This is a genomic window from Nocardioides bruguierae (genome assembly GCF_023554635.1).
In the GTDB taxonomy this organism is placed as follows: domain Bacteria; phylum Actinomycetota; class Actinomycetes; order Propionibacteriales; family Nocardioidaceae; genus Nocardioides; species Nocardioides bruguierae.
On sequence record NZ_JAMJPH010000012.1, the window covers coordinates 1 to 25,728 of the forward strand.

22 protein-coding genes are annotated in these 25,728 nt (G+C 74.3%); 10 read left to right on the plus strand and 12 right to left on the minus strand.

Annotated elements, in window-relative coordinates; translation table 11 throughout:
* Positions 1-188: 188 nt before the first annotated feature.
* From M8316_RS07635 to larB, 3 genes are all read right to left on the minus strand, one after another.
* Entirely contained in the window at positions 189-1,403 is a 1,215-nt protein-coding gene (locus M8316_RS07635) for an arginine deiminase (protein WP_250053439.1), read from the minus strand.
* A gap of 148 nt (positions 1,404-1,551) precedes the next feature.
* Positions 1,552-2,814, minus strand: a complete 1,263-nt coding sequence (gene larC / locus M8316_RS07640; protein ID WP_250053441.1) for a nickel pincer cofactor biosynthesis protein LarC — start codon at positions 2,812-2,814, stop codon at positions 1,552-1,554.
* Positions 2,811-3,560, minus strand: coding sequence for a nickel pincer cofactor biosynthesis protein LarB (gene larB / locus M8316_RS07645; protein WP_250053443.1), 750 nt, complete (start codon positions 3,558-3,560; stop codon positions 2,811-2,813). Before larB ends, larC begins: the two co-directional genes overlap by 4 nt.
* 224 nt (positions 3,561-3,784) lie before the next feature.
* On the opposite strand from larB, the gene M8316_RS07650 reads away from it, so the two are divergent.
* Positions 3,785-4,255, plus strand: coding sequence for a hypothetical protein (locus M8316_RS07650; RefSeq protein ID WP_250053444.1), 471 nt, complete (start codon positions 3,785-3,787; stop codon positions 4,253-4,255).
* Positions 4,256-4,292: 37 nt separating this feature from the next.
* Here M8316_RS07650 and M8316_RS07655 read toward each other — a convergent pair whose 3' ends face one another.
* On the minus strand, positions 4,293-5,144 hold the full coding sequence (locus M8316_RS07655) for a prephenate dehydratase (protein ID WP_250053445.1): 852 nt from the start codon (positions 5,142-5,144) through the stop codon (positions 4,293-4,295).
* Positions 5,145-5,167: 23 nt separating this feature from the next.
* Between M8316_RS07655 and M8316_RS07660 the strand changes: the two genes are divergently transcribed.
* Positions 5,168-5,602, plus strand: coding sequence for a DUF4446 family protein (locus M8316_RS07660; protein ID WP_250053446.1), 435 nt, complete (start codon positions 5,168-5,170; stop codon positions 5,600-5,602).
* Positions 5,603-5,620: 18 nt separating this feature from the next.
* On the opposite strand, the gene M8316_RS07665 is transcribed toward M8316_RS07660, so the two are convergent.
* The 3 genes from M8316_RS07665 to M8316_RS07675 all read right to left on the minus strand — a co-directional run bounded on the left by M8316_RS07665 (position 5,621) and on the right by M8316_RS07675 (position 8,400).
* Positions 5,621-6,019, minus strand: a complete 399-nt coding sequence (locus tag M8316_RS07665; RefSeq protein ID WP_250053447.1) for a YkvA family protein — start codon at positions 6,017-6,019, stop codon at positions 5,621-5,623.
* Between the two features lie 106 nt (positions 6,020-6,125).
* Entirely contained in the window at positions 6,126-7,214 is a 1,089-nt protein-coding gene (locus tag M8316_RS07670) for an NADH:flavin oxidoreductase/NADH oxidase (RefSeq protein WP_250053448.1), read from the minus strand.
* A 298-nt stretch (positions 7,215-7,512) separates the two neighbouring features.
* Positions 7,513-8,400, minus strand: a complete 888-nt coding sequence (locus M8316_RS07675; protein ID WP_250053450.1) for a MarR family winged helix-turn-helix transcriptional regulator — start codon at positions 8,398-8,400, stop codon at positions 7,513-7,515.
* Positions 8,401-8,557: 157 nt separating this feature from the next.
* Here M8316_RS07675 and M8316_RS07680 point away from each other — a divergent pair, with 157 nt between their 5' ends.
* Positions 8,558-10,141, plus strand: coding sequence for an MFS transporter (locus M8316_RS07680; protein ID WP_250053452.1), 1,584 nt, complete (start codon positions 8,558-8,560; stop codon positions 10,139-10,141).
* Between the two features lie 48 nt (positions 10,142-10,189).
* Here M8316_RS07680 and atzF read toward each other — a convergent pair whose 3' ends face one another.
* From atzF to M8316_RS07700, 4 genes are read right to left on the minus strand one after another with little or no spacing between them, the layout of a single operon-like run.
* On the minus strand, positions 10,190-11,896 hold the full coding sequence (atzF, locus tag M8316_RS07685) for an allophanate hydrolase (RefSeq protein ID WP_250053454.1): 1,707 nt from the start codon (positions 11,894-11,896) through the stop codon (positions 10,190-10,192).
* On the minus strand, positions 11,893-15,546 hold the full coding sequence (uca, locus tag M8316_RS07690) for an urea carboxylase (protein WP_250053456.1): 3,654 nt from the start codon (positions 15,544-15,546) through the stop codon (positions 11,893-11,895). Before uca ends, atzF begins: the two co-directional genes overlap by 4 nt.
* On the minus strand, positions 15,543-16,247 hold the full coding sequence (locus M8316_RS07695; RefSeq protein ID WP_250053458.1) for an urea amidolyase associated protein UAAP2: 705 nt from the start codon (positions 16,245-16,247) through the stop codon (positions 15,543-15,545). Before M8316_RS07695 ends, uca begins: the two co-directional genes overlap by 4 nt.
* Positions 16,244-17,080, minus strand: coding sequence for an urea amidolyase associated protein UAAP1 (locus tag M8316_RS07700; protein WP_250053460.1), 837 nt, complete (start codon positions 17,078-17,080; stop codon positions 16,244-16,246). Before M8316_RS07700 ends, M8316_RS07695 begins: the two co-directional genes overlap by 4 nt.
* A gap of 199 nt (positions 17,081-17,279) precedes the next feature.
* Between M8316_RS07700 and M8316_RS07705 the strand changes: the two genes are divergently transcribed.
* Together M8316_RS07705 and M8316_RS07710 are read left to right on the plus strand one after the other, a co-directional pair.
* Positions 17,280-17,960: a TetR/AcrR family transcriptional regulator gene (locus tag M8316_RS07705; protein ID WP_250053462.1), complete on the plus strand. Its 681-nt coding sequence runs from the start codon at positions 17,280-17,282 to the stop codon at positions 17,958-17,960.
* A gap of 188 nt (positions 17,961-18,148) precedes the next feature.
* Positions 18,149-19,645 carry a sodium:solute symporter family transporter gene (locus M8316_RS07710; RefSeq protein WP_250053464.1) on the plus strand — a complete coding sequence of 499 codons (1,497 nt, stop codon included), beginning with the start codon at positions 18,149-18,151 and terminating at the stop codon, positions 19,643-19,645.
* A gap of 18 nt (positions 19,646-19,663) precedes the next feature.
* Here M8316_RS07710 and M8316_RS07715 read toward each other — a convergent pair whose 3' ends face one another.
* Positions 19,664-21,373, minus strand: a complete 1,710-nt coding sequence (locus M8316_RS07715; RefSeq protein WP_250053466.1) for a bifunctional phosphatase PAP2/diacylglycerol kinase family protein — start codon at positions 21,371-21,373, stop codon at positions 19,664-19,666.
* Positions 21,374-21,523: 150 nt separating this feature from the next.
* Between M8316_RS07715 and serS the strand changes: the two genes are divergently transcribed.
* The 5 genes from serS to M8316_RS07740 are packed head-to-tail and all read left to right on the plus strand — an operon-like array spanning position 21,524 to position 25,710.
* Positions 21,524-22,840 (plus strand): serine--tRNA ligase, encoded by a 1,317-nt coding sequence (serS, locus tag M8316_RS07720; protein ID WP_250053468.1) that lies wholly within the window; start codon positions 21,524-21,526, stop codon positions 22,838-22,840.
* On the plus strand, positions 22,837-23,709 hold the full coding sequence (locus M8316_RS07725; RefSeq protein ID WP_250053470.1) for an HAD family hydrolase: 873 nt from the start codon (positions 22,837-22,839) through the stop codon (positions 23,707-23,709). Before serS ends, M8316_RS07725 begins: the two co-directional genes overlap by 4 nt.
* A gap of 20 nt (positions 23,710-23,729) precedes the next feature.
* On the plus strand, positions 23,730-24,257 hold the full coding sequence (locus tag M8316_RS07730; protein ID WP_250053472.1) for a GNAT family N-acetyltransferase: 528 nt from the start codon (positions 23,730-23,732) through the stop codon (positions 24,255-24,257).
* Entirely contained in the window at positions 24,254-25,060 is an 807-nt protein-coding gene (locus M8316_RS07735; protein ID WP_250053474.1) for an HAD family hydrolase, read from the plus strand. The genes M8316_RS07730 and M8316_RS07735 overlap by 4 nt, the downstream gene beginning before the upstream one ends.
* Positions 25,061-25,077: 17 nt before the next feature.
* Positions 25,078-25,710 (plus strand): hypothetical protein, encoded by a 633-nt coding sequence (locus tag M8316_RS07740; protein ID WP_250053476.1) that lies wholly within the window; start codon positions 25,078-25,080, stop codon positions 25,708-25,710.
* Positions 25,711-25,728: the final 18 nt, after the last annotated feature.

Genomic DNA, 25,728 nt, shown 5'->3' on the forward strand with positions numbered 1-25,728 from the left:
GCCAGGACCGATGCTCAGGAACCAGCTCCCAGAAAGCTCTCTCGACGCTCCGCCGTACCCGCGGCCGGCCTCCGACACCCATACACCCCTCCAGGGCTAGGTGTTGCGACCACCGCATGAACCCAAGCCGGTCGGGACCTGCGCAACGTCAGGGACTATCCGGGTCAGGGACTATCCGCGGGAGCGGCTCAGGCGAGGGGCTCCCGGGAGATCGGGCAGCTCATGCAGCGGGGGCCGCCACGGCCCGAGCCCAGCTCGGAGCCGGCGATCCGGACGACCTCGATGCCGGCCTCCTCGAGGCGGGCGTTGGTCTGGTCGTTGCGCTCGTAGGCGACCGCGACCCGGGGCGCGAGGGCCAGGGTGTTGTTGCCGTCGTCCCACTGCTCGCGCTCGGCCTCGACCGGGTCGAGACCGGTGTCGATGCGGATGAGCCGCTCGATGCCCATCGCGTCGGCCGCGGCCTCGAGGAACGGGCGGGGGCCGGTCACGGAGAGGCTGAGCGAGGCCTCGTCGCCCGCCTCGTCCAGGGTGACCGTCCAGGCCTCGAGGGTGTCGGCGACGTTGGGGTACATGACGACCTTGTCGACGTCGACGAGGGTGCAGATGGTGTCCAGGTGCATGGTCGCCCGCTCCTGGGCGATCGGCACCGCGAGCACGGTGTGGGCCAGCTCGGCGTGGAAGACCTGGCGCGCGAACCGCTCGACGCCGGCAGGGGTGGACCGCTCGCCCACGCCGACCGCGATGACGCCCGGTGCCAGCAGCAGGACGTCGCCGCCCTCGACGTGCTCCTGGTGCCAGCCGTGGATCTTGCGAGTGCCCTTGAACCGCGGGTGCTCGGTGTAGATCAGCTCGGTCAGCTGCGTCTCGCGGGCCCGGGCCGGCATCGCCAGCGAGGTGACGGTGGCGCGGTCGCGCACCCACACGCTGGAGTCGCGGGTGAACAGCAGGTTCGGCAGCGGGTCGACGAGGAAGTCGTGGCGGTCCAGCAGGGAGGTGACCAGGCCGAACCCGCCGCGCACCTCGTCGTTGCGGATGCCGGCGGTGAGGTAGGCGGTGAGCTCCTCGGGCGAGGCGTCGTGCAGGAACCCGGCCAGGTAGGTGCGCAGGGTGTCGCCCAGGTGCAGGCCCGAGAGCGCCGAGGTGATCGCGTGGTTGCGGGCGATCTCGTCGTCGAGCGTCTCGGTGAGCAGCTGCGTCAGGTAGAGGACCTCCACGTCCTTGGCGCGCAGCGCCTCGGCGAACGCGTCGTGCTCCTCCTGCGCCCGGTCGACCCACGGCACGCCGTCGAAGAGCAGCCGGTCGTTGTTGCGCGGGGTCAGCCGGCGCAGCTCGTCGCCGGGGCGGTGCAGCATCACGGTGCGCAGGCGCCCGACCTCGGAGTCGGCGTAGTGAGGAGCGGTCATGGCGGCAGCCTAGGACCCGGCCCGACCGAACGGCGTCCACCCCGTCGGGGTCGCGGGGCTGCGGTCGCGTGCGGCGGTCGCGAGGCTTGCTGGAGGTCGAGGAAGGACGAAGTCCTGTCTCGAGACCACCTCGACCACCGAGGGGGGCTCAGCGGTAGGTGTGCACCGCGTCCGGGTCGGGGAGCAGGAGCCGCCGCGCGGCCGCGGTGGCGTCGGCGAGCACGTCGAGCACGGGGCGTCCGAGCGTCTCGGCGACGCCCGCGACGTCGTCGTGCTCCGGCTGCACGGTGACGACCCGGCCGTCCAGGCGGGCGGCCTTCACCCGGATCTCCTTGCCGCCCACGCTGACCGTGACGACCTCGCGGGGGAGCGCGTGCTTGAGCACGTCGTGCTGGCGCACGCCGATCGTGGAGGTCTGGACGAAGATCGTGCGCCGCAGCTCGGGCGCCAGCTCGGCCCGGCACAGCACGGACAGCGTGTGCGCGGGGCGGCCCTTCTTCATCAGGATCGGCGTGAGCCAGGCGTCCGAGGCGCCCTCCTCGAGCAGCGCGGCGAGCACGGAGGGCCACACGCGCGGGTCGAGGTCGTCGACGTTGGCCTCCAGGACGACGTCGGTCGAGCTGGACCCGTCGCCGACCTTCGGCTCGCCGGCCAGCACGCGCACCACGTTGGGGTGGGTCGAGGGGTCCCGGTCGCCCGCGCCCAGCCCGATCTCGGCGACGACCATCGCCGGCTGCGGCCCGTGCGCGTCGGCCAGGACCGTGAGCAGCGCGGCGCCGGTGGGCGTGCACAGCTCGCCCTCGCTGCCCTTGGGGCCGGCGGAGGAGGGGACGCCGCGCAGCAGCTCGGCCACCGCCGGCACCGGCACGGGCAGGGAGCCGTGCGCGGCCCGCACGCGGCCCGACCCGACGGAGATGGTGGAGACGGTCAGCCGGCCGTCGTCCCCGAGGAGGTGGGCCAGGCCCGCGCAGGCGCCGACGACGTCGGCGATGGAGTCCAGCGCGCCGACCTCGTGGAAGTGCACGTCGTCGGGCTCGGTGCCGTGCACGGACGCCTCGGCGACGGCGAGGCCGTGGAACACGGCGACCGCGCGGCGACGCACGGGCTCCTCGAGGTCCGCCTCGGTGAGCAGCGTGCGGATGTCGCGCCAGGTGCGGTGGTGGGTGGAGTCGGCGACGTCGACGTGCACCTTCGTGGCGGCCAGCCCGCAGCGCACCACGCGCTGCACCGAGAGGCCGACGGGCTCGGGCGTCACCGCGTCGACGGCCTCGGCGATCACCTCGAGCGGCACGCCGGCCCCGACCAGCGCGCCGAGCAGCATGTCGCCGCTGGCGCCGGCGGTGGCGTCGACCCAGACGTCGCGGCCGGGGGCGTCACGACCGGGGACGTCGCGGCCGGGCGCGGCGCTCACGCCTGCGCTCCCGCGGACTGCCGGGCCACGCGGGCCGCGTGCACGGCCGCGCCGTAGCCGTTGTCGATGTTGACCACGCTCACGCCCGGGGCGCACGAGTTGAGCATCGCGAGCAGGGCGGTGATGCCGCCGAGCGAGGCGCCGTAGCCCACGGACGTCGGCACGGCCACGAGCGGGACCCCGACCAGGCCGGCCACGACCGAGGGCAGCGCGCCCTCCATCCCGGCGACCACGACGAGGCAGTCCGCCTCCTCCAGCCGCTCGCGGACCGCCAGCAAGCGGTGCAGGCCGGCCACGCCGACGTCCGTGATGCGCTCGACGTGCGCCCCGTGGACGCGGGCCACCAGCGCGGCCTCGGCGGCCACCGGGCCGTCGGAGGTGCCGGCCGCGACGACGGTGACGGTGCCCCGGGCGGGCGGCAGCGGGCCGAGCGTGGCGCAGCGCGCCTCGTGGTGCAGCTCTGCCGCGGGCAGCGCCTGCGCCAGGTGGGCGCGGGCGGCGTCGTCGAGCCGGGTCGCGAGAACGGCCTGCTCCGGGTGCGCCTCGTGCAGCGCGGCCATGATGCTCGCGACCTGCTCCGGCGTCTTGCCCTGGCCGAGGACCACCTCGGGGTCACCGGTGCGGGCGGCCCGGTCGAGGTCGAGGCGGGCGAAGCCGACGTCGAGGGTGCGGGAGTCGGCGGCCTGGTCTGCGGCCTGGTCTGCGGCCTGGTCGGTGGCCTGGTCGGCGGGGAGCGGGTCGTGCACCTCGGAACGGTAACCGCCCCCGCCCCGGACCTCCGCCCCCGGACCTCCGCCCCGTGCCCGACCGACGCGGAAAACACGAGCGTGCTCCCGAGCACGTCCCCCTGGAGGGTCGGACTGTCGCGGGCGGGGTTCGTCCGGTACAACGGAGACAGGCACGCAGCAGTGCGGCCGGCAATTCAGGGGGGATTGCGGTGCAGGGGGATCTTGCTGTCGAGGTCGGTCGCGTGACCGGCGGACGACTCCGGTGGGAGCGGCGCACGGCGCGGCTCACCTTCGTCGCCGACGCCGAGTGCAGCTACACCGTCACGGTCGACGAGGTGGACCTGCGCAACTGGCTCCAGGTCGTGCTGCTGATGTCGTGGCGGCCCTCGACCGCGGGCACGCCGCACGAGCGTGCCCTGCTGGAGCTGCTGGCGCGCTTCCGCGGCTTCCACGCCCGCGGGGAGGACCCGTTCACGGGCCTGCGGTTCCGCTCCGACCGCGAGCCGCGCGCGACTCGTGCCACCGGAGCACGCGCCGACGCGGCACCGGACGCCCCCGGCACCGACTGGGCGGAGCAGCCCTACGACCCGTTCGAGCCGCGTCGACGGCCGGACCCGTTCGCGCCCACCGCTCCCGGCGGCCACGCCGACGCCGCCGACGCCACGGCCGCGGACGACGAGCTCGGCGCCCCGCAGGACGAGCGCCGACCCTGACGGGTCGGCACGGGCGCGCTCCTCAGGCCCGAGCCGCTCAGGCCCGGTTCTCGAGCCGGAACGGGCTCGCGGGGTAGACGCCCAGCAGCTTCACCTCGGTGGTGAAGAAGGTGAGCTCCTCCAGCGCGCGCGCCAGCCCCGCCTCGTCCGGGTGCCCGTCGACCTCGGCGAGGAACTGGGTGGCGGTGAACTCCCCGTCCACCATGTAGCTCTCCAGCTTGGTCATGTTCACGCCGTTGGTGGCGAAGCCGCCGAGCGCCTTGTAGAGCGCCGCGGGCAGGTTCTTGACGTTGAAGATGAAGCTCGTGACCACGGGGCCCGCGCCCACCGGCGGGCGCTGCGGGCGGGGCGCCAGCACCACGAAGCGGGTGGTGTTGTGGTCCTCGTCCTCGACGTCCTTGCGCAGCACCTGGAGGCCGTAGAGGTCCGCGGCCATGGGCGGGGAGATGGCGGCCATCGAGGGGTCGCGCTCGTCGGCGACCTCGCGCGCGGCGCCGGCGGTGTCGCCGGCGATCACCGGCTCCAGGCCCAGCTCGCGGATCACCCGGCGGCACTGGCCCAGGGCGTGGACGTGGCTGTGGACCGTCTTGATCGACTCCAGCGTCGCCCCCGGCACCGCCACCAGGTCGAACCTGATCCGCAGGAAGTGCTCGGCCACGATGTGCAGGCTCGAGCCCGGCAGGAAGTGGTGGATGTCGGCCACGCGGCCGGCCAGGGAGTTGTCGATCGGGATCATCGCCAGGTCGGCGTTGCCCGACTCCACGGTCGCGAACACGTCCTCGAACGAGGCGCAGGGCACCGCCTCGAAGTCGGGGTAGTGCTCCGCGCACACGATGTGGGAGTTCGCTCCCGGCTCTCCCTGGTAGGCGATGCGTCGCGATTCAGCCACCCGCCCAGTCTAGATTCGCGGCCATGTCGACGAGCGTGGTGTCCGCGGTGGTGGTCGTGCTGGCGGTCGCAGGCTTCCTGCTGGCCGTGGTGGCGCTGTCCCTGGCGGTGGTCGCGGCGCGGCGCTCGGCCCGCACGGCCGGGCTGCGCGCGCGGGACCCGCGGGTGGAGCTGCCGACCGACGTGGCCGGCCTGCGCGCCGAGGTCGCCGCGCTGCGGGCCGAGAACGCCGACGCGCTGCGGCACCTGGCCGTCGTCCGCTACGACGCCTTCGGCGACATGGGCGGGCACCTGTCGTGGTCCCTGGCGCTCGTGGACGACGGTGGCGACGGCGTCCTGCTCACCTCGATCCACGGGCGCTCGGACGCCCGCACCTACGCCAAGGCGGTCACCGGGTGGGCCTGCGAGCAGCAGCTCTCGCCCGAGGAGGCCGAGGCGCTGGCGGGCGCGCGGCCCTGAGCTGTTCCCTCCCGGCCGTCACCGGGCGGGGCCCAGCAGCCGCTCGAGCAGCGCCGGGTCGGTCGGCCACGCCTCCAGCAGGACGGGGCGGGGGATGCTGCGTGCCGCGTACCGCAGCAGCAGCACGACCGCCACGACGTCGTCGAGCGGACCGATCACCGGCAGGAACTCCGGCAGCAGGTCGATCGGGCTGAGCACCCACACCACGGCCACGCCCAGCGCGACCTTGGCCCGCCGCGGCACGTCGGGGTGTCGCCGCAGCCGCCGCGCCGTCGTCACGCACGCCGGGAGGAACTCGGCGACCTGCTTGAGCAGGCCGTCGGGCAGCCGGTCGGCCAGCAGCACCATCACCAGCACCGACACCGCCCACAGCCCCGCCAGCACGCCGGCGACCACCAGCCACGTCGTCCAGTCCACGCCGCCCATCATGCGCGCGGTGGACGGGGTACGACCCACCACATTCGTGGTTTCGGGCGCGCGGAACCACGAATGTGGTGGGTCGTATCCCCCCTCCGTCGGGCCGTCAGAGGAAGGAGGCGGCCCGGGCGTACTGGTCGGGGAGCGGGGAGTCGCTGCGCAGCACCGTCGCGGCGCGGCGCACCCACATCGGGTCGGCCAGCAGCGGGCGGGCCAGCGCCACGACGTCCGCGGCGCCGTCGGCCAGCAGCTGCTCGGCTTGGAGCGGCTCGGTGATCATCCCGACCGCGATGGTGGGGATGCCCGCCTCCTCGCGGACCTTCCGGGCGAACGGCACCTGGTAGCCCGGCCCGACGGGGATCTGCGCGGTCGGCAGGTTGCCACCGGTGGAGACGTGCAGCGCGTCGACGCCGACACCGGCGAGCTGCTTGGCGAGGTGCACGGTGTCCTCGGCCGTCCAGCCCTCGCCCTCGGCCCAGTCGGTCGCGGAGACACGGGTGACCAGGGGGACGTCGTCGGGCAGCACCGCGCGGACGGCCTCGGCCACCTCGACCGCGAGGCGGGTCCGGTTCTCCAGGGAGCCGCCGTAGCCGTCGGTGCGCTGGTTGGAGAGCGGGGAGAGGAACTGGTGCAGCAGGTAGCCGTGGGCGGCGTGCAGCTCGATCAGCCGGTAGCCGGCCTCGAGCGCGCGCCGCGCCGCGTCCGCGAAGCCCTCGACGACGCGGGCGATGCCGGCCTCGTCCAGGGCGGCCGGCTGGGGATAGCCCTCGGTGAAGGGCAGCGCCGAGGGCGCCACGACCTGCCAGGCGGCCGGGCCCTCGAAGACCCCGGAGCCGCCGTCCCACGGCTTGGCGGTGCTGGCCTTGCGGCCGGCGTGCGCGAGCTGGATGCCGGGCACGACGCCCTGCGCCTCCATCGCGGCCGTCAGCCGGCGGTGGGCGGGCACCTGCGCGTCGTCCCAGATGCCGAGGTCCCACCCCGTGATGCGGCCCTCGGGCAGCACGCCGGTGGCCTCGACGATGATCGCGCCCGGTCCACCTGCGGCCCGCGCGCCGTAGTGGGCGAGGTGCCAGTCGTTGGGGGCGCCCACGTCGGGGCCCTCGGCAGCGGCGGAGTACTGGCACATCGGCGCCATCCAGGCGCGGTTGCTGATCTCGGTGCCACGCAGGGTGAGGGGGGCGAAGAGCTGGCTCATCGGACGGAAGTCTCCTCCGGGTCGCAGGGGTGCGTCGTGCACGAGGTCCAACCGGGGAGGTCCGCCACCTCTTCCGACCAGGGGGGGTGGACGAGGTCACAACCCGGCCGGCACGAGGGGCCACCCGCTGGTGCCGTCCGTACGGGTGCTGCCACCACCACCGGGCCGATTCTGCTGCGGAGGCGTTGCGGACCGCTCTAGGTTCGCCTCAGCGCCCGCGCGGAGGACCGACCCGAGACGGTTCACCACGCGGGCGCTGCCTGTGCGCCTGCTCGTGCGCCCGCCTGAGCGGGGCGTCTCAGGCGTCGGTGACGACCCGGCGCAGGTAGCCCAGCAGGCGCTCGAGCTCGTCGGCGGCCAGGTCGGCGCAGACCACCTCGACCACCGCGTCGGCCAGGGTGCGAGCGCGGTCGATGACGGCGGGGGCCTCGCCGGTCAGGTGCAGCTCGTGCGCGCGCCGGTCGGTGGTGCTGCGTCGGCGCTCCACGAGGCCGCGCTGCTCCAGCTCGTCCACGATGCCCACGACGGACGCCGGGCTGAGGCCGAGGTAGCCGGCGAGCTCGGTCTGCGGCATCGGTCCGCGGGCGCGCACGGCCACGAGCGAGCCGATGTGCCGGGGCTCGATGCCCAGCGGCGCGAGGCCCGCGGAGAACCGGGGACCGACGGCCGTGTGGGCACGCACGATCAGGAACCCGGGGAAGGTCCGCAGCTCGGGGGCGGCGGCGGTGCCGTCGTCCGCCACCAGGAGTCGGGCGAGGAGGGCGGTGAGGTCGTCGGCCTCGGCCGCGCTGAAGGGGGCCCGGACGGCGGCGTCGGCCGCCTCGACGGAGGGGGCCCACTCCTCGGCCGCCTCGGCACCGGCGTCGGTGCGGGTGAGCAGGTAGGAGCGGCGGTCGTCGGGGTTGCGCACGCGCTCGACGAGACCGCGGGAGACCAGCCCGGCCGCGACCTTGCCGAGGGTGGTGCGGCTGGTGGAGACGGCCAGCGCCAGGGCCTGCTGGCTGCGGGGCACGCCGTCGCCGAGGACCCGGAGCACCGCGTAGGCCTGGATGCCGGCGTCGCTCGGCAGGGTGGCGTCGAGGATCAGCTGGGTGCGTCCGGCGGCGCGCCAGAGCAGGTGCCCCGGCAGCGCGGCCAGCTCGGGCAGCAGCTCGCGGCCCGCGGCCACGTGGCAGTCGAGCCCCACGCGTGATCCCCCTCTCGTTCGTCCCGCACCAGATCGTTCAGGTGTTGACGATCTGCTCTCCGAGCGTATCGTAGCGCAGCAGATAGTTCAGCCCGTGACGGTTTCGCCCGTCCCTCATCCTCAGCGACCACCCCCTCGCAACGACGCAGGAGCTCCCATGTCCTCGCCCGCCCCCGAGACCACCGCGGCCGGCGCGCCCGCCGGGTCCGACACCAAGTGGTGGACCCTCGCCGCCGTCTGTCTCGGCGTCTTCATGCTGCTGCTCGACATCACCATCGTGAACGTCGCGCTCCCCGACATCGCCACGGCGCTCGACGCCGGGCTCTCCGACCTCCAGTGGGTCATCGACGCCTACGCCCTCTCCCTGGCCGCGCTGCTGCTGACGGCCGGCTCCCTGGCCGACCTCTACGGCCGCCGTCGCGTCTTCGCGATCGGCCTGGTGCTGTTCACCGTCGGATCGCTGGCCTGCGGCTTCGCGACCGACGTCCTCTTCCTCTGCCTGGCCCGCGCCTTCCAGGGCATCGGCGGCGCCGCCATGTTCGCCACCGCCCTCGCGCTGCTGGCCAGCGCCTTCCGCGGCAAGGACCGGGGCGTGGCCTTCGGTGCCTTCGGCGCCACCACCGGCGTGGCCGTGGCCATCGGCCCGGTGCTCGGCGGCGTGCTCACCTCCGGGCTGTCCTGGCGGTGGATCTTCTTCGTCAACGTGCCGCTGTGCCTGGTCGCGCTCGTCGTCACCCTGGCCCGGGTCCAGGAGTCCAAGGACCCCCGCGCCGGCCGCCCCGACTGGTTCGGGTTCATCACGTTCTCCGTGGCGCTGGCCGCGCTGGTCTTCGGCCTCATCGAGGCCGGCGAGTCCGGCTGGGGCGAGACGCAGGTCGTCGTCTCGCTGGTGGTCGCCGCCGTCCTGCTGGTGGTCTTCCTGGTCAGCCAGGCGCGCCTCGGGCACCCGATGTTCGACCTCACGCTCCTGCGCAGGCCCACCTTCGTCGGCGGCCTCGTCGCCGCGTTCGCCATCTCCGCCACGGTCTTCTCGCTGCTGACCTACCTGGTCATCTACGTGCAGTCGGTGCTCGGCTACTCCGCCGTCGGCACGGGCGTGCGGTTCCTCTTCCTCTCCGGCGCCTCGTTCGTGTGCGCCGTGGTGGCCGGACGCCTCTCCAGCCACGTACCGGTGAAGTGGCTGATGTTCCCCGGCTTCGTGCTCGTCGCCGTCGGCCTGTTCCTCATGACCGGCCTCGACGCCGACTCCGCCTGGACCCACCTGATCGCCGGCATGGTCATCGCCGGCTTCGGCATCGGCATGGTCAACCCGCCGCTGGCCTCCACGGCCGTCGGCGTCGTCACCCCGGACCGCTCCGGCATGGCCTCCGGCGTGAACTCGACCTTCCGCCAGGTCGGCATCGCCACGGGCATCGCGGCGCTGGGCTCGATCTTCAGCCACCAGGTCTCGGACGCGGTCACCTCCGACCTGAGCGGCCAGGTGCCGGACGCGGCGGTGGACGGTCTCTCCGCCGCACTGTCCTCCGGCCAGGTGCAGGTCGCCGCGTCGGCCGCGCAGTCGGCCGCCGAGCAGAACGGCGGAGACGGCTCGGCCGCCTACGACCTGGTGCTGAACGTGGGCACCACCGCCGTCGTCGACGCGCTCAACCACATCCTGCTCATCGGTTCCGTCGGTGCGGCCGTCGCCGCCGTCGCCGTGCTGTTCCTCGTCCGGCAGAAGGACTTCGTCTCCTCGCACTGAGGCACCGCCGAGTCGGCAGCAAGCTGCTGCCGACTCGGCGGGACGGGGTCAGCGGGCGGCGAGGTAGGCCGGCCAGCCGCCGAAGGACGTGATGTCCTTGCCGGCGGCCGCGGCGTCGGCGGCGACGCCGAACCCGGTCACGCAGCTGCCGTCCGCGAGCTCCACCGAACCGAGGCTCATGGGGGCCGGGAGGGCCGCGAGGAAGCGACCGAGGGCGGCGGGGGAGAGCTCCCAGAGACCGCCCTCGATCGCCGCCCCGCCCTCGGCCTCCCGCACCAGCCCGGGCTTGGGCGGCGTCGTGTCGAGGGCGAGCAGGCGGTAGGACGCAGCGGTGGTGGCCGGACCCACCCAGCGGGCGCCGAGGGCCTCCAGCTCGTGGGCGAGCGGCTGGCCGGGCAGGTGGGCCCCGACGACCAGCAGGCGCGTGGCCTCCGCGCCGGCGAGCAGCGGCCACGGACCCGGGTCCGGCAGCGCCGGTGCCGCACCGGGCAGCGCCACGGACGGCGGTAGCACGGCCATGCGGCGTGCCACGTCGAGCGCGACGGCGTCCTCGAACGCCCGGCCGAGGACCGTCACTCCCGTCTGCGCGACCGAGCCGTCCTCCTCGACCACCGTGCCCGTCGGCACCGCGACGCCGCACAGGTCGAAGAGGTTGGCGAAGTTCGTGTAGGTGCCCACCCAGGAGTTCACCGCGACCGGCGCGGCGGCCAGCGCCGCCTGCGTGGGGTGGCCGGGGGCGGTGGGCACGACGAGGACGTCGCAGCCCTCGACGAGGCCCATCGCCCGGGCCCTGAGCTCCTCGAGGCGGGCGGTGTCGCGAACGTACGCCGAGCCGCTGACCTCCCCGGCCCGGGAGACGATGCCGCCGACGGTGGGGTCGCAGTCGTCGAGGTGGGCGTCCACGAAGTCGCCGACGGCCCCGTGCCGCTCGGCGACCAGCGCGCCGTCGTAGAGGAGGAGCGCGGCGTCCAGGAAGTCCTGGAAGGGGACCTTCACGACGTCGGCACCGCCGGCCTCGAGCCTGGCGATCGCGTCGTCGAACGCCGCGACCCAGGCCGGCTCCATCCGCACCAGTGTCTCGGGGACGGCGACCCGCGGCCGCGTCGGCGCGGCCAGCCGCACGTCGGACGGCCACGCCCGGGTGCCCGGTCCGCCCGCCATCGCCCCCATCGCCGTGGCAGCGGTGTCGAGGTCGCGAGCGAAGATCGTCACCGCGTCCCAGGACCGGCAGGCGGGCAGGACGCCCTCGACGGCGGCGACCCCGAGCGTGGGCTTGATGCCGACCAGGCCCTGGAACATCGCGGGCACGCGACCGGACCCGGCCGTGTCGGTGCCGATGGCGACGTCGGCCAGACCGAGCGCGACCGACACCGCCGACCCGGACGACGAACCACCCGAGACGTAGGACGGACGCCGGGCGTCGCGGACCCCGCCGTGCGGGCTGCGCTGGCCGACGAGGCCGGTGGCGAACTGGTCGAGGTTGGTCGAGCCGAGCACGGTGGCACCGGCCGCACGCAGCCGTGCGACGGCCTGGGCGTCGGCGTCGGCGGGCCCGTCCGCGAAGGTCGGGCAGGCGGCCGTGGTGGGCGTGCCCGCCACGTCCACGTTGTTCTTCACCGCGAGCAGGAGCCCGGCCAGGGGGCCCTGCGCGGAGGCGGCCTCGGCCTCCACGACCTCGCGGTCGCGGACGAACAGGAACACCTCCGGGCGCTGCGCCACCTCGAGGGCGGCGAACGCGTCGCCGACCCGGCTCATGCCGACACCTCCGCGCTGTCCAGGGCCGCCAGGACGACCAGCGCGTCGCCCGGTGCCACCTGGGTGCCCGGGGTGGCGGTCACGGCGACCACCCGTCCGGCCGCGGGTGCCGTCACGTGGCTCTCCATCTTCATCGCCTCCAGTCGCACGAGCACTGCTCCCTCCTCCACGACGTCGCCCTCGGCCACGTCGACCTTCCACACGTTGGCCACGAACGGCGCGTCCACCCGCGCGCCGCCCTCGGGCACCTCGACGTCGACGGGCTCCGGGACGGCGGCCTCCGCCGCGGCCTCGGCACGGTCGAACTCGCCGGCGGCCTCCCAGGCGCTGCGCTCGGCGCCGAACGCGGTCGCCTGACGTTCCCGGAACTCCTGTATCGAGGCAGCGTTGTCGGCCAGGAACCGCTCGTGCTCGGCGAGGGAGAACTCCCCGTCGGTGACGTCGAGCGAGCCCCGACCGGCGGCCATGTCCGCGCGCAGGTCCATCAGCTCCTCGGGCTCGACCGGGTACCAGGAGATCCGGTCGAAGAAGCGCAGCAGCCACGGGCTGCCGGGCTCGAACAGCGCGTTGGTGCGGTGGCTGCTCCACACCTGCGTAGTGCGGCCGACGAACTGGTACCCGCCCGGCCCCTCCATGCCGTAGATGCACAGGTAGGCGCCGCCGATGCCGACGGAGTTCTCCGCCGTCCAGGTGCGGGCCGGGTTGTACTTCGTGGTGACGAGCCGGTGCCGCGGGTCGAGCGGTGTGGCGACGGGGGCGCCGAGGTAGACGTCGCCCAGGCCGAGCACGAGGTAGTCGGCGGCGAAGACGGTGTCGTAGACGTCCGCGACGCTCTCCAGGCCGTTGACCCGGCGGATGAACTCGATGTTCCACGGGCACCAGGGCGCGTCGTCACGCACGCCGGCCATGTAGCGGGCGATCGCCTCGCGGGTCGCGGGGTCGTCCCAGGAGAGCGGCAGCCGCACCTGGCGGCTGGGCACGACGAGCTCGGAGACGGCGGGGAGCCCGTCCTCCAGCTCGGTGAGCAGGCCCAGCAGCCGGGGAACCGGCAGGACGTCGGGGTCCACGTGCACCTGGAGCGAGCGGATGCCTGGCGTCAGGTCGAGGACGCCCGCGACGCGCTGCTCGGCGAGAGCGGTGTGCAGCGCGTGCACCCGGGCCCGCAGGCCGAGGTCCAGCACGAGGTCGCCGTACTCGACCAGCACGTTGTCGTCCCCCGAGCGCCGGTACACGACGTCCGGGGCGCCCGGGCCTCGTGCGTGGCGACGCAGCAGCACGCCGTCGTCGCCGTCCCCGCCCGTCCGCGGCCGGGTCGGGGACGGCAGGACGAGCGAGCGGGGCGACGGGGCCGCCTCCAGGCGGACCGGCACGAACGAGACGGTGTCGCCCGGCCGCAGCTGGCCGAGCTTCCACCGGTCGGCGCTGACCACCGTCACGGGGCAGACGAAGCCACCCAGGCTCGGGCCGTCCGGGCCGAGCAGGATCGGGGTGTCCCCGGTGAAGTCCAGGGCACCCACCGAGTAGGCGTTGTCGTGAATGTTCGAGGGGTGCAGACCGGCCTCGCCGCCGTCCTGACGTGCCCACTGCGGCTTCGGCCCGACGAGCCGGACACCCGTGCGCGCGGAGTTGAAGTGCACGCCGTAGCGAGTGGCGAACAGGGTCTCCATGTCGGCGCGGGTGAAGAACTCCGGTGCGCCGTGGGGGCCCTCGGTGACGGTGAGGTCCCAGTGCGTCCCGAACGTCGGGCGCAGCGCGGGGTCCACCGGACCGGCGGGCTCCCGCTCGGTCGCGGCGGTGCGCAGGACGTCGCCCGGACGCAGCGCCCGGCCACCGTGGCCGCCGAACCCGCCCAGGGTGAAGGTGGCGCGCGAGCCCAGGTACTCCGGCACGTCGAGGCCACCGGCGAGCGCCACGTACGTGCGCAGTCCGGCGCCGGCGTCCCCGACGTCGAGGAGGCCACCGGCAGGCACGAGCACGGGCTCCCACATCGGCGCCTCGACGCCGTCGACGCGCACCGGCGCGGGTGCCCCGGTGACGCAGACGAGGGTGTCGTGGGTGAAGCGCAGCGCGGGACCGGTGGCGGTGCACTCCAGGCCGGCCGCGTCCTCGTCGTTGCCGAGGGCGAGGTTGCCCAGTCGCAGCGAGCGGGCGTCCATGGCCCCGGACGGCGGCACGCCGACCTGCCACAGGCCGCGCCGGCCCTCGGCGTCCTGGACGGTGGTCATCAGGCCCGGGCGTTCGACCGTGATCCGCGGCTCGGGGTCGCCGAAGCCGTCGAGGGTGTGGGTGGTGTGCCGGACGTCGGCGACGGCGTCGAGGTCGCAGACCGCGCGCAGGAGGCCGAGATTGACCTCGATGCCGTCGACCCGGGTCTCCTCCAGCGCGTCGCGCAGGCGGGCCCAGGCGGCGGGCCGGTCGCCGGCGGTGGCGATCACCTTCGCGAGCAGCGGGTCGTAGGCGGTGGAGACCTCGGTGCCGGTCTCGACCCACCCGTCGACGCGGACGTCCGCGGACGCGGCCGGGTGGGTGACACCGGTGAGGAGGCCGGCGGACGGGCGGAAGTCGGCGGCCGGGTCCTCTGCGTAGACGCGCGCCTCGACGGCGTGGCCGACCACCGGCACGGCGCCGTCGGGGTGCGCGGCGAGAGCCTCGTCCACGAAGGCCGTGTCACCGGCGGCCAGGCGCAGCATCCAGCCGACGAGGTCGACCCCGGTGACCTGCTCGGTGACCGGGTGCTCGACCTGGAGCCGGGCGTTGACCTCCAGGAAGGACGCCTCGCCGCGCTCGGCGTCGTAGACGAACTCCACCGTGCCGGCGGAGCGGTAGGCCACCGAGGCGGCGAGGTCGCGGGCGGCGGTGCGCAGGGTCTCGCGGACGTCGTCCGGGAGGTCCGGCGCGGGGGCCTCCTCGAGCACCTTCTGGTGCCGGCGCTGGAGCGAGCAGTCGCGGTCGCCGAGGGTGAGGACGCGGCCCGTGCCGTCACCGAAGACCTGGACCTCCACGTGCCGGGCCCGCTCGACGTAGCGCTCGGCGAAGACGCCGGCCGAGCCGAAGCTGGCTCGGGCCATCCGGGTGACGGACGCGAACCCCGCCCGCAGCTCCTCCGGGGTGCGGCAGACGGTCATCCCGATGCCACCGCCCCCGCCGGTCGCCTTGAGCATGACGGGGTAGCCGACCGCCTCGACCTCGGCGACGGCCTCGTCCGCGTCGGCGAGGATGCCGGTGCCCGCGAACACGGGGACGCCGGCGGCCGTCGCGGCCTCGCGGGCGGTGTGCTTGGCGCCGAAGGTGCGCAGGACGTCGGGGGTCGGCCCGACGAACGTGAGGCCCTCGGACTCCAGCCGCTCGGCGAAGCCGGCGTCCTCGGAGAGGAAGCCGTAGCCGGGGTGGACCGCGGTGGCACCGGTCGCCTTCGCCGCGGCGAGCACCGCGTCGACGTCCAGGTAGGACTGGCTCGGCGGGGTCGGGCCGAGCAGCACCGCCTCGTCCGCGAGGTGGACGTGGGCGGCGCCGCGGTCGGCCTCGGAGAAGACGGCCACGGTGCGCCAGCCGGCCGCCTTCGCGGCACGGATGACCCGGCAGGCGATCTCGCCGCGGTTGGCGACGAGCAGGGTGCCCGGTGTCGTGGCCGGTGTCGTGGTGGCGCTCATCGGGCACCCGCCTCGGGGGAGTGGACGACCATCTCGGCGCGGCTGGGGTCGAAGCCGTTGCACGGGTTGTTGACCTGCGGGCAGTTGGAGACCAGCACGAGGGTGTCGGTCTCGGCGCGCAGCGCGAGGCTCAGCCCGGGGGCGGAGATGCCGTCGACGATGCCGAGCGCGCCGTCGGGGTCGACCGGCACGTTCATGTACCAGTTGACGTTGGAGACGTGGTCGCGCTTGCCCAGGCCGTAGCGCGAGGCCTCGTTCATGAAGTTGTCGGCGCAGGCGTGCTGGGCGCGGGTGTGGTGGCCGTAGCGCAGGGTGTTGGACTCCTGACTGCAGGCGCCACCGAGGGTGTCGTGGCGGCCGACCTCGTCGGCGACCACGGTGAGCAGCGGGCCCCCCTCGTTGTCGAGGAGGACCGAGCCGGTGGTGAGGAAGACCCCGCCGGCCGCGGCCAGGGTGGCCTGCGCGGAGTAGGCGCGGGAGGTGTCCGGCCAGGCGAACGCGAGGAAGTCGACGGCCTGGTTGCCGTCGACGTCCACGATCGTGAGGACCTCACCCGCGCGCAGCACGCGGGACCACGGTGCCCGGGCGGCGACGAGCTCGCGGTGGGTCTCGGTCAGGCCGGCGAGGTGCCCGCCGGTCAGGGTCGCGGGGGTGTGGGCGTCGCGGGGGGTCAGCGTGCCCGGGTCGGTGGTCGTGCTCATGCGAGGCCACGTCCCTTCAGGTGGTCGAGGGTGTTCTCGAAGGCGCGGCGGCCTTCGGGGAAGGCGGACCAGAGGTCGTCGTCGGGCGCGGTGGGTGCTCCGCGCCACGCGAGGACGTCGAGCGGGCCGCTGGTGAACTCCTGGCGCGGGTCCAGCGGGTGGGCGGTGTTGGCGAGCAGCAGGATCGCGGGCATCTCCAGGCGGAGCGTGACGCTCGCCCCGGCGCCGGCCGACCCCTGCCAGACGCCGCGCCCCGCCTCGTCCACGCGCACGCCCTGGAAGAAGGAGACGCAGCCGGGCAGGTCGCGGCGGCCGAGGCCGTTCTTGGTGGCGCCGAGGACGAACAGCTCGCGGCCGGCCGGGGTGGGGCCCTGCGGAGAGCCGTCGCCGTAGCGCGCGGCGTTGGCGGCCTGGGTGGTCGTGCCGAAGACGGCGTCGTGGTGGCCGCTGGTGTCGTCCACCAGGCTGGCCAGGACGCGGGCCTGGTCGGAGAGGAGCAGCTGGCCCGTCCCGGAGTAGACCTGCCACTGCACCTTCACCGTGTCGGCGACGTTGAGCCGCTCCCACGGTGAGGTGGCCGAGTGGAGGAGCACCGAGGCGCACGCGTCGCCGGTGAGGTCGGTCAGCCGCAGGTGGGTGCCGCGCGCCAGGACGCGATGGCCGTAGCCGCCGCCGGCGATCCGCTCGGACCACACGACGTCGCTGCTCGCGACCTGGTCGGGCAGGGGGCTGCTCGTGCGCGCGGCGGGCACGGTGGGCATCGTCTCGACGACGGTCCCCTCCTGGGCCCGGGCGTGGGACCGGGCGCCGGCCGTGGTCGCGGTGCTGCTCATCGGGGCTCCTCCAGTGGCTTTTCGGTTGATCGACAGAAACTCTGCGCCGCGTGTGGTTCGACGGCGTCACCGACGTGTTAACTCCGCGTTGCGGTGCCCGGTCGGGCGGTGCTCGAGCGAGGCGCGGTGCGTGACCGGCCGAGGTGGCCGGGGCCGGTTGCTGACGCACCGCACGTGGGGTGCCGGATAGGTTGCGGGGGTGGGTGAGCAGCAGGCGGAGGAGAAGCCGCGACGGCGCGGACGGCCTCGCAAGGCCTCGTCGGTCAGCGGTCTGGGCACGGAGGAGGACATCCTCGTCTCGGCGGCGAAGCAGTTCAGCGAGGTCGGCTTCGGCTCGACGTCCACCTACGCGATCGCACAGGGTGCCGGCATCTCCCAGGCCACGATGTACCACCACTTCGGCGGCAAGCACGCGATCCTGCTGGCGCTCCTGCTGCGCACCGTCGAGCCGTCGGTGGCCTACGCGGACGGCCTCGCCGGCGCCGAGGGGACGGCGGCGGCCCGACTGTGGGCGCTGTGCGCCTACGACGCCCGGCTGCTGGCCTCCGGCGAGACCAACCTGGGCTCGCTCTACCTGCTGCCCGAGCTGGGCGACGAGCGGTTCGCGTCGTTCCACGCCCAACGCGACCGCCTCGCGGGCGTCTACGCCGGGCTGGTCGCCGCGCTGGTGGCGGAGCAGGGGGTGGCCGAGGGTGCCGGGGAGCTCGCCGACCTGGTCTTCGGCCTGGTCGAGTCGGTGATCCTGCGGCGCCGGGACGCCGGCGTGGCGCCGGGTCGCGAGGTCACCGACCGGATCGCCGACGCGGCGTTGCGAGTCGTGGGCCTGGACGCCGACGCCGTCGCCGCCGCGCGCGAGGCGGGTGCCGCCCTCGTCCCGTAGGCGTTATTTCGATCGAACGACCGAATTAACAGACCTGTTGCCTGCCGCGTACGCCCGACGAAACATCCGGGCGGCGCAATGGGACGCACCACGCCGGTCGCTCGATCGAAAAGGCGCCGGGCTCACCGTCGAGCCCCGGGCGCGTCGAGGCCGCTTCCGGCGACGTCCTCCAGCCAGGAGCCCAGCCCATGATCATCACCGGAGTAGCCCTCACGGTCCTGCTCGTGCTCGTCGTCGGCATCGCGGTCGCCCGCAAGGTCGACGGCGACTCGGCCAACTACCTCGTCGCCGGCAGGTCCCTCGGCGTGCCGCTCGTGGCGGTCGCGCTGACCACCGCCGCCGTCGACTCCAACGCCACGGTCGGCAACACCGACCTCACGGGCACGTTCGGCTTCTGGGCCGGTGCCTCGCTGGCGCTCGGTCTCGCCCTCTGCCTGCTGCTGGCGGGCCTGTTCCTGGCCAAGCCCATGAACCGCATGGGCCTGTTCACCCTCGGCGACTTCTTCGCCAAGCGCTACGGCCGCCGTGTCGAGGTGGTCGCCTCGGTGCTGATGATCTTCGCCTTCACGATCCTGCTCGCCGGCAACCTCGTGGCGATGGGCTTCCTCTTCGAGTACTTCACCCCGCTGGGCTACCAGGTGGGCGTGGTGCTCGCCGTGGTGCTCATCCTCGCCTACACGATCGGTGGGGGTCTCTACTCGGACGCGTACACCGCCGTCATCCAGGCCGTCATCACCGTGGTGGGCACCCTCGCCCTGTTCGGCTGGGTCGCCGTCTCCTACGGCATCGAGATCGCTCCGGGCATGGGCCCGTTCGACCTCGAGCAGCTGACCAGCAGCGAGCTCGGCGCGCCGATCAACTGGGCGACGCTGATCAGCCTCGGCATCGGCGACCTGGTGGCGATCGACTTCATGCAGCGCATCTTCGCCGCCAGGTCGCCCGAGGCCGCGCAGAAGGCCTGCTTCATCGGCGCCGGCGCCACCGCGGTGATCGGCACGCTCTGGGCGCTGATCGCGCTCACCGCGTCCTCGGTGCTGGGGCTGGACGCCGCGAACGGCCCGATCGTCTACCAGCTTCTCGACGGACCGGCCCCCGCGATCCTCGCCGTGCTGACCCTCTCCGGCATCGTCGCCGCCTCGTTCTCCACCGCCTCCGGCGCCATCCTGGCCACGTCCGCCGTGGCCGTGCGCAACATCGTCGGCATCCGCCGCGAGGTGGAGCCCGGCCACCACGACCCGCTGCTGCGCTGGACGCGCGTGGCCATGCTCCCGGTCGTCGCGATCGGCGTGCTGCTGGCCATCCGTGTCTCCCAGACCGGCATCCTGCTGACCCTCGCGTTCGACCTGATGCTCGCCTGCCTGGCCGTCCCGTTCATCGTGGGCGTCTTCTGGCGGCGGGGCACCACCGCCGGCACGCTCGCCGCGTGCGGGGTCGGCTTCGTGGTCCGCGCCGTCCTGCTGGTGCTCACCCCGACGCTCTACGGGGTGCCCAACGACCTGCTCTACGTGAGCAACGACGTCGTCGGGATCGGGATGGACGGGTGGGCCACGCTCCTGTCCTTCGCCGTCGGCGCCCTCACCTACGTCGGGGTCAGCCTGCTCACCTCCAACGCCGACCACGAGGAGGACGTCCTCGCGCTCGACCGCTTCGAGGTGGACCGGCGCGAGCCGGACCCGATCGGCTGAGCGCGGCGTCGGCGCTGGTCAGGAGGGGGTCGAGGCGCCGGCGGTCAGCCGGGCGTTCACCTTGGCCGCGACCGCCCAGGGGGTGACGCGCTCCCCGGGCACCCGCACGAGGAGCTCGCCCGGCAGGCAGGTCATCTCGAGCTCGCGACCCTCGCCGCACGGGTCGCCGTCGAGCTGGCGCGGCACCGCGCTGGCCGAGCGCAGGGTGATGGTGCGGCCGGTCATCCGGTTCACCAGGTCGTCGGTGTGCCGCTGGCGCAGCAGCACGCGCGCGGCCAGCGGCACCCACGACAGCAGGCCGCGCGGGTAGAGCAGCACGACGTCGAGCCGGCCGTCGTCGATGGTGGCGTCGGGCAGCAGCGGCATGCCGGCGGTGAGGTAGCCGACGTTGCCCACCACGGCCATCCGGGCGCGGTGGGTGGTGAACTCCCCGCCGTCCACGGAGATCTCCAGCTTGATGGTGGGGAACATCGAGGCCTTGATGCCGGAGAAGACGTAGGCCAGCCAGCCGACGCGGGCCTTGAACTCCTCGTTGACGCTCTCCATGATCGCCGCGTCCAGCCCCATGCCGGCCATGACGAGGAAGTGCGTCTCCTCCAGGCCGTCCCCGCGCACCGCGACCAGGTCGACCGCCTTGGTCTCCCCGCCCAGCGCGCACTCCAGCGCGGGGCGCCGGTACAGCGGGATGTCGAGGTTGCGGGCCAGCAGGTTGCCGGTGCCGGCGGGCACGATGCCCACGGGCACGCCGGTGCCCGCCATGGTCGCGCACACCTCGCGCACGGTGCCGTCGCCGCCGCAGACGAGCACCAGCTCGGCGCCGTCGCCCAAGGCGGCCCGGGTCATGCCGTGGCCGGGGTCCTCGACCGTGGTCAGGTAGACGCGGGGCGGGGCCCAGCCGCGGGTCGCGGCCATGCCAGCGACCATCTCCACGAAGGCGTCGGGGTCGGAGACCTTCACCGGGTTCAGGACGACGGCCAGCGGCCGCCCCTGCACGACCGGCTCGCCCGCCTCGTCCTGGGTGGCGGGGGCGGGGGCCTCGCCGCGGCGGGTGCCGCCCTGCGGCGGGTAGAGCGCGACCGCCACGAGCACGGCGCCGACGCCCAGCAGGGTGCCGGCCACGGTGTCGGAGGGGTAGTGCCGCCCGAGCAGCACCCGGTCGAGGCAGACCACGACCTGGATGACGGCCAGCACGCCCAGCAGCACCCGCCGGCCGAGGACCGACGGCACCGCGACCAGCACCACGAGGGCCAGCAGCGCCACGAGCGCCCCGGTGCCGGAGGCGTGGCCGGACGGGAAGGAGCCAGACTCCAGGAACCCGTCGGTGTTCTGCCACGCCGGCCGCTCGCGGCCGTAGGTCACCTTGAGCAGCGAGGTCAGCCGGCCCACCACGAGCGGGGTGATGACGGTGATGATCGCCAGCCGGCCGCGGCCCAGCGCCAGGAGGGCGATCGCGAGCAGCACGACCATCGTGGTGATGCCCGAGGGGGAGAAGACGTCCTCGATGGTGAGCAGGACCCGGAACATCGCCTCGTCGTCCGGGGAGACCCACACGGTGTCGCCGGCGCCGGCGGCGAGCGAGTCCAGCCAGGTCACCGGCGGCCAGCCCTGCCCCTGGAACAGGCCCACCAGGGCCAGGACGACCCAGCAGGCGAGGCCCCACGCACCGATCCGCAGACGCTGGCGGGGGGCCAGGGGAGCGGTCGGGGGAGCGGTCAGGGGAGCGGCCACGGGGACGAGTATGCCGAGGTCCGCGGCGGCGTGCCGACGTCCCCGGGCCCGTGCGCCGCGTGGTGTCGGGCGCACCGTTCTCCACAGGCGCGGCGCGGCCTGGGGAATCCGAGGTGAGCGGTGACGGCTCCGGCGGCTAGCCTCGGGGGCATGATCGACCCCAAGGTCCTGCGCGACGACCCCGACCGCGTCCGTGCCTCGCTCGCCAAGCGCGGCCTCTCCGACGAGGTCGTCGACCGCTCCCTGGCCGCGGACTCCGCCCGCCGGGCCGCCATCGCCGAGTTCGAGTCCAAGCGGGCCGAGCAGAAGTCGATGGGCAAGCAGGTCGCCCAGGCCCAGGGGGACGAGAAGGCCGCGCTGCTGGCCCGCACCAAGGCGCTCGCCGCCGAGGTGAAGGCTGCGGAGGCCGCCCAGAAGGAGGCCGAGGAGACCTGGAACGAGTGCCTCTCCTCGATGCCGAACCTCACCGCCGAGCCCACCCCGGCCGGTGGCGAGGAGGACTTCGCGCTGCTGGAGACCGTCGGCGAGATCCGTGACTTCGCCGCCGAGGGCTTCACCCCGCGCGACCACGTCGAGCTGGGCCGCATGCACGCCGCGATCGACCTCGAGCGCGGTGCCAAGGTCTCGGGCTCGCGCTTCTACTTCTTCACCGGCATCGGTGCCCGCCTGCACCGCGCGCTGATCGCGATGGCGCTCGACATGGCGCAGGCCAACGGCTTCATCGAGGTCGTCCCGCCGTCGCTGGTCAAGCCGAAGGCGATGGAGGGTACCGGCTTCCTCGGCCAGGCCGCCGACGACGTGTACCGGATCGAGGGGCAGGACATGTACCTCGTCGGCACCTCCGAGGTGCCGATGGCCGCGTACCACTCCGAGGAGATCCTGGACGCCGACGCACTGCCGTTCCGCTACGCCGCGGTCAGCCCCTGCTTCCGCAAGGAGGCCGGCAGCCACGGCAAGGACACCCGCGGCATCTTCCGCGTGCACTGGTTCGACAAGGTCGAGATGTTCGTCTACACCACGCTGGAGGAGGCGCCCGCCGAGCACGAGCGCCTGCTGGCGTGGGAGCGGGAGTTCCTCGACGCCCTCGAGCTGTCGTACCGGGTCATCGACGTCGCCGCCGGCGACCTCGGCCTCTCGGCCTTCCGCAAGTTCGACTGCGAGGCCTGGATCCCGAGCCAGGAGCGGTACCGCGAGGTCACCTCGACCTCGAACTGCACCGACTTCCAGACCCGGCGCCTCGACACCCGCGGCCGCTTCGCCAAGGAGGACGGCGGCACCGCCACCGGCCCGATCGCCACCCTCAACGGCACGCTGTGCTCGGTGAACCGGCCGATCATCGCCCTGCTCGAGCAGCACCAGCAGGCCGACGGCTCGGTGCGGGTGCCGCAGGCGCTCCAGCCCTACCTGGGTGGGCTCGAGGTGCTGACCCCCGTCCACCCGGCCACCGCCGACGCGGTGCAGGCGTGAGCGAGTCCCCCGTCGCGCAGCGTCCGCTCCCGGCCGTGGGCCCGGACCCGGCCCCCGGCTGGCGCCCGGGCCTGATCGCGCTCGACATCGACGGCACCCTGCTGTCGTGGATCGAGGGCTCCGGCCAGACCCACGCCGAGGTCACCGAGCCGGTGCGGGTCGCCGTCCGCCGCGCCATGGACGCCGGCTGCCACGTCGTCCTGGCCTCGGGCCGCTCCCCGCACGGCATGACGCCGGTCGCCGACATGCTCGGCCTGGGCGCCGACGAACCGGTCTGGATCGTGGCCTCCAACGGCGCGGTGGTCTTCCGCTACCCGCCGATGGAGGTGACCCACGAGCACACCTTCGACGCCGCGGACGCGGTGGCGGCGGTGCTGCGCGAGCACCCGAACGCGGTCGTCGCGGTCGAGGACCGCGGCGGCGAGGGCTACCGGGTCTCCGCGCCGTTCCCCGACGGCGAGCTCTCGGGCACGCAGACCATCACCCCGGTCGAGGAGATCGTGGCCGCCCCGGTCAGCCGCGTCATCGTGCGCGACCCCGAGGCGACCGCGCAGGACTTCGTGGACCTGGGCCGACGCCTGGGCCTGCACGGCACCGACTACGTCGTCGGCTGGACAGCCTGGCTCGACCTGGCGCCCACCGGCATCTCCAAGGCCTCCGGGCTCGACGAGGTGGCCCGCGACCTCGGGGTCGACCCGGCCGACACGCTGGCCATCGGCGACGGGCGCAACGACCTGGAGATGCTCGCGTGGGCCGGGCGCGGCGTGGCCATGGGCCAGGCGGTGCCCGAGGTGGTCGAGGCCGCCGACGCGGTGACCCACCCGGTCACCGAGGACGGCGCCGCGACCGAGATCGGGCGGTACTTCTGAGCACCCCCGCGCCCGCCCCCGTGCTGCGCACGGAGCGGCTGGCGCTGCCGCTGTGGTCGGCCCAGGACGTGGCGGCGCTGCGCGCGGGACGCCGCCACCCCGACTGGCACCCCGACTTCCCGCGGCGCGACGACGTGGACGCGGCGGTGCTCTGGGTCGACGGGGACGGCTGGGGCCCGCGCAGCATCGTGCGCGGCCGCACGGTGCTGGGCTCGATCGGCTGCTTCGGCCCGCCCGAGCCGCACGCCGGCGACGCGGTGCTCGAGACCGAGGTCGGCTACGGCCTCGTGGACGAGGCGCACGGCTACGGCTTCGCCTCCGAGGCGCTGGCCGGCCTGACGGCCGCCGTCGACGCGCTCGGTGCCTCCGGGACGCTGCCGGGCGGGGTGCGGCTGCGCGCCGCCGTCCGCCCCGAGAACGCCGCCTCGCTGAAGGTGCTGGCCCGGTGCGGCTTCACCGGCCTGCGCGGCTCCGACGAGGACGGCCACCTCGTGATGCTCCGGCCGGTTCCGCCCGCGGCCGCCGTGCGGGATGCTGGTGCCTCGTGAGCACCCCTCGCCTCGTGGCCACGGACCTGGACGGCACCCTGTGCGACGTCGAGGGGATGGTCTCGGTCTACACCCGGGACGTGCTGCTCGCCCTCGACGAGCGGGACGTGCCGGTGGTGTTCGTGACCGGCCGGCCGCTGCGCTGGGCCCGTGAGGTCTTCGGGCACGTGGGCAGCCACGGCCTGGCCGTGGTCTCCAACGGCGCGATGATCTGGGACGTCAGCCGCGACCGGCCGACCACCGTGCGCGGCATCCCGGCCCGCGCCGCGCTGGACTGGTGCGAGGCTCTGCGGGCCGCTGTGCCCGGCACCGTGTTCGGCGTGGAGAGCCAGCGCGGTCTGGACGTGGAGCCCGACTTCGTCGAGCGCTTCCCGCTGCCCGAGACCGCCCGCCGCGCCCCCATGGCCGACCTGCTCACCGACGAGCCCGGCTCGCAGGCCCTGAAGCTGCTGGCCCGGCACGAGGAGCTCGGCCCCCAGGAGTTCTGGGACCTCGCCGAGGAGGCGACCGGCGGCAGCCTCACCATCACCTGGTCGTCCTCGACCACCCTGCTCGAGGTGAGCGCCGCGGGCGTCACGAAGGCGACGACGCTGGCGCTGCTCTGCTCCGACCTGGGGGTGGAGCCGGACGAGGTGATCGCCTTCGGCGACATGCCCAACGACCTCCAGATGCTCCGCTGGGCCGGCACCTCCTACGCCATGGCGGACGCGCACCCGAGCGTCGTCGAGGCCGCCGACCACGTGGCTCCGGGGCACGACCACGACGGGGTCGCCCAGGTCCTGGCTGGAGTGTTCGACCTGTGACCTGCCACCCTGGAGGGGTGCTGAGCCACCTGCCTACCGTCCTCGCGCGCCCCCTCGGCGCGCTCGCGGTGCTGCTGGCGCTCGCCGCGAGCCTCGTGGTGCTGCCCGCCACCGCGGCCTCCGCCGCGCCGAAGGACACCTGCGCCGACCTGCCGCTCGGCACGCAGGTGCGCCAGGCGACCGCGGTCTTCTCCGGCACCGTCACCTCGCTGGAGGTGCAGCCGCTGCCCGTGCGCCGGGGCAACAAGATCACCCACGAGGTCGAGGTCGACCTGGTCTACAAGGGCGAGAGCCGCGTCGACAGCACGCAGGCCACCGTGGTCACCGAGGGCGGCACCCGCACCGGCTGCGACCTGGGGCGGCTCGCCGTGGGCGAGACGTTCCTGTTCGTCGTCACCACCGACGGCGGCACCTTTGTCGCCACCGGCGACGGCGGCACCACCCCGCTCACGGCGGCCGTGGACGAGAAGATCTCCGAGATCTACCCCAACCCGCGCCCGCCCGTGGCCGCCGAGCCCGAGGCCGCCACCTTCACCACGCTCGAGGTCACCCAGCCGCGCAGCCTCGCGCGGATCGCCGCGCCGGGCGCCGCGATGGCCCTGGTCGGCCTGCTCGGCCTCGGCCTCCTGCGCCGCTTCGTGCGGCACTGACCCACCCGGGCGCGACGC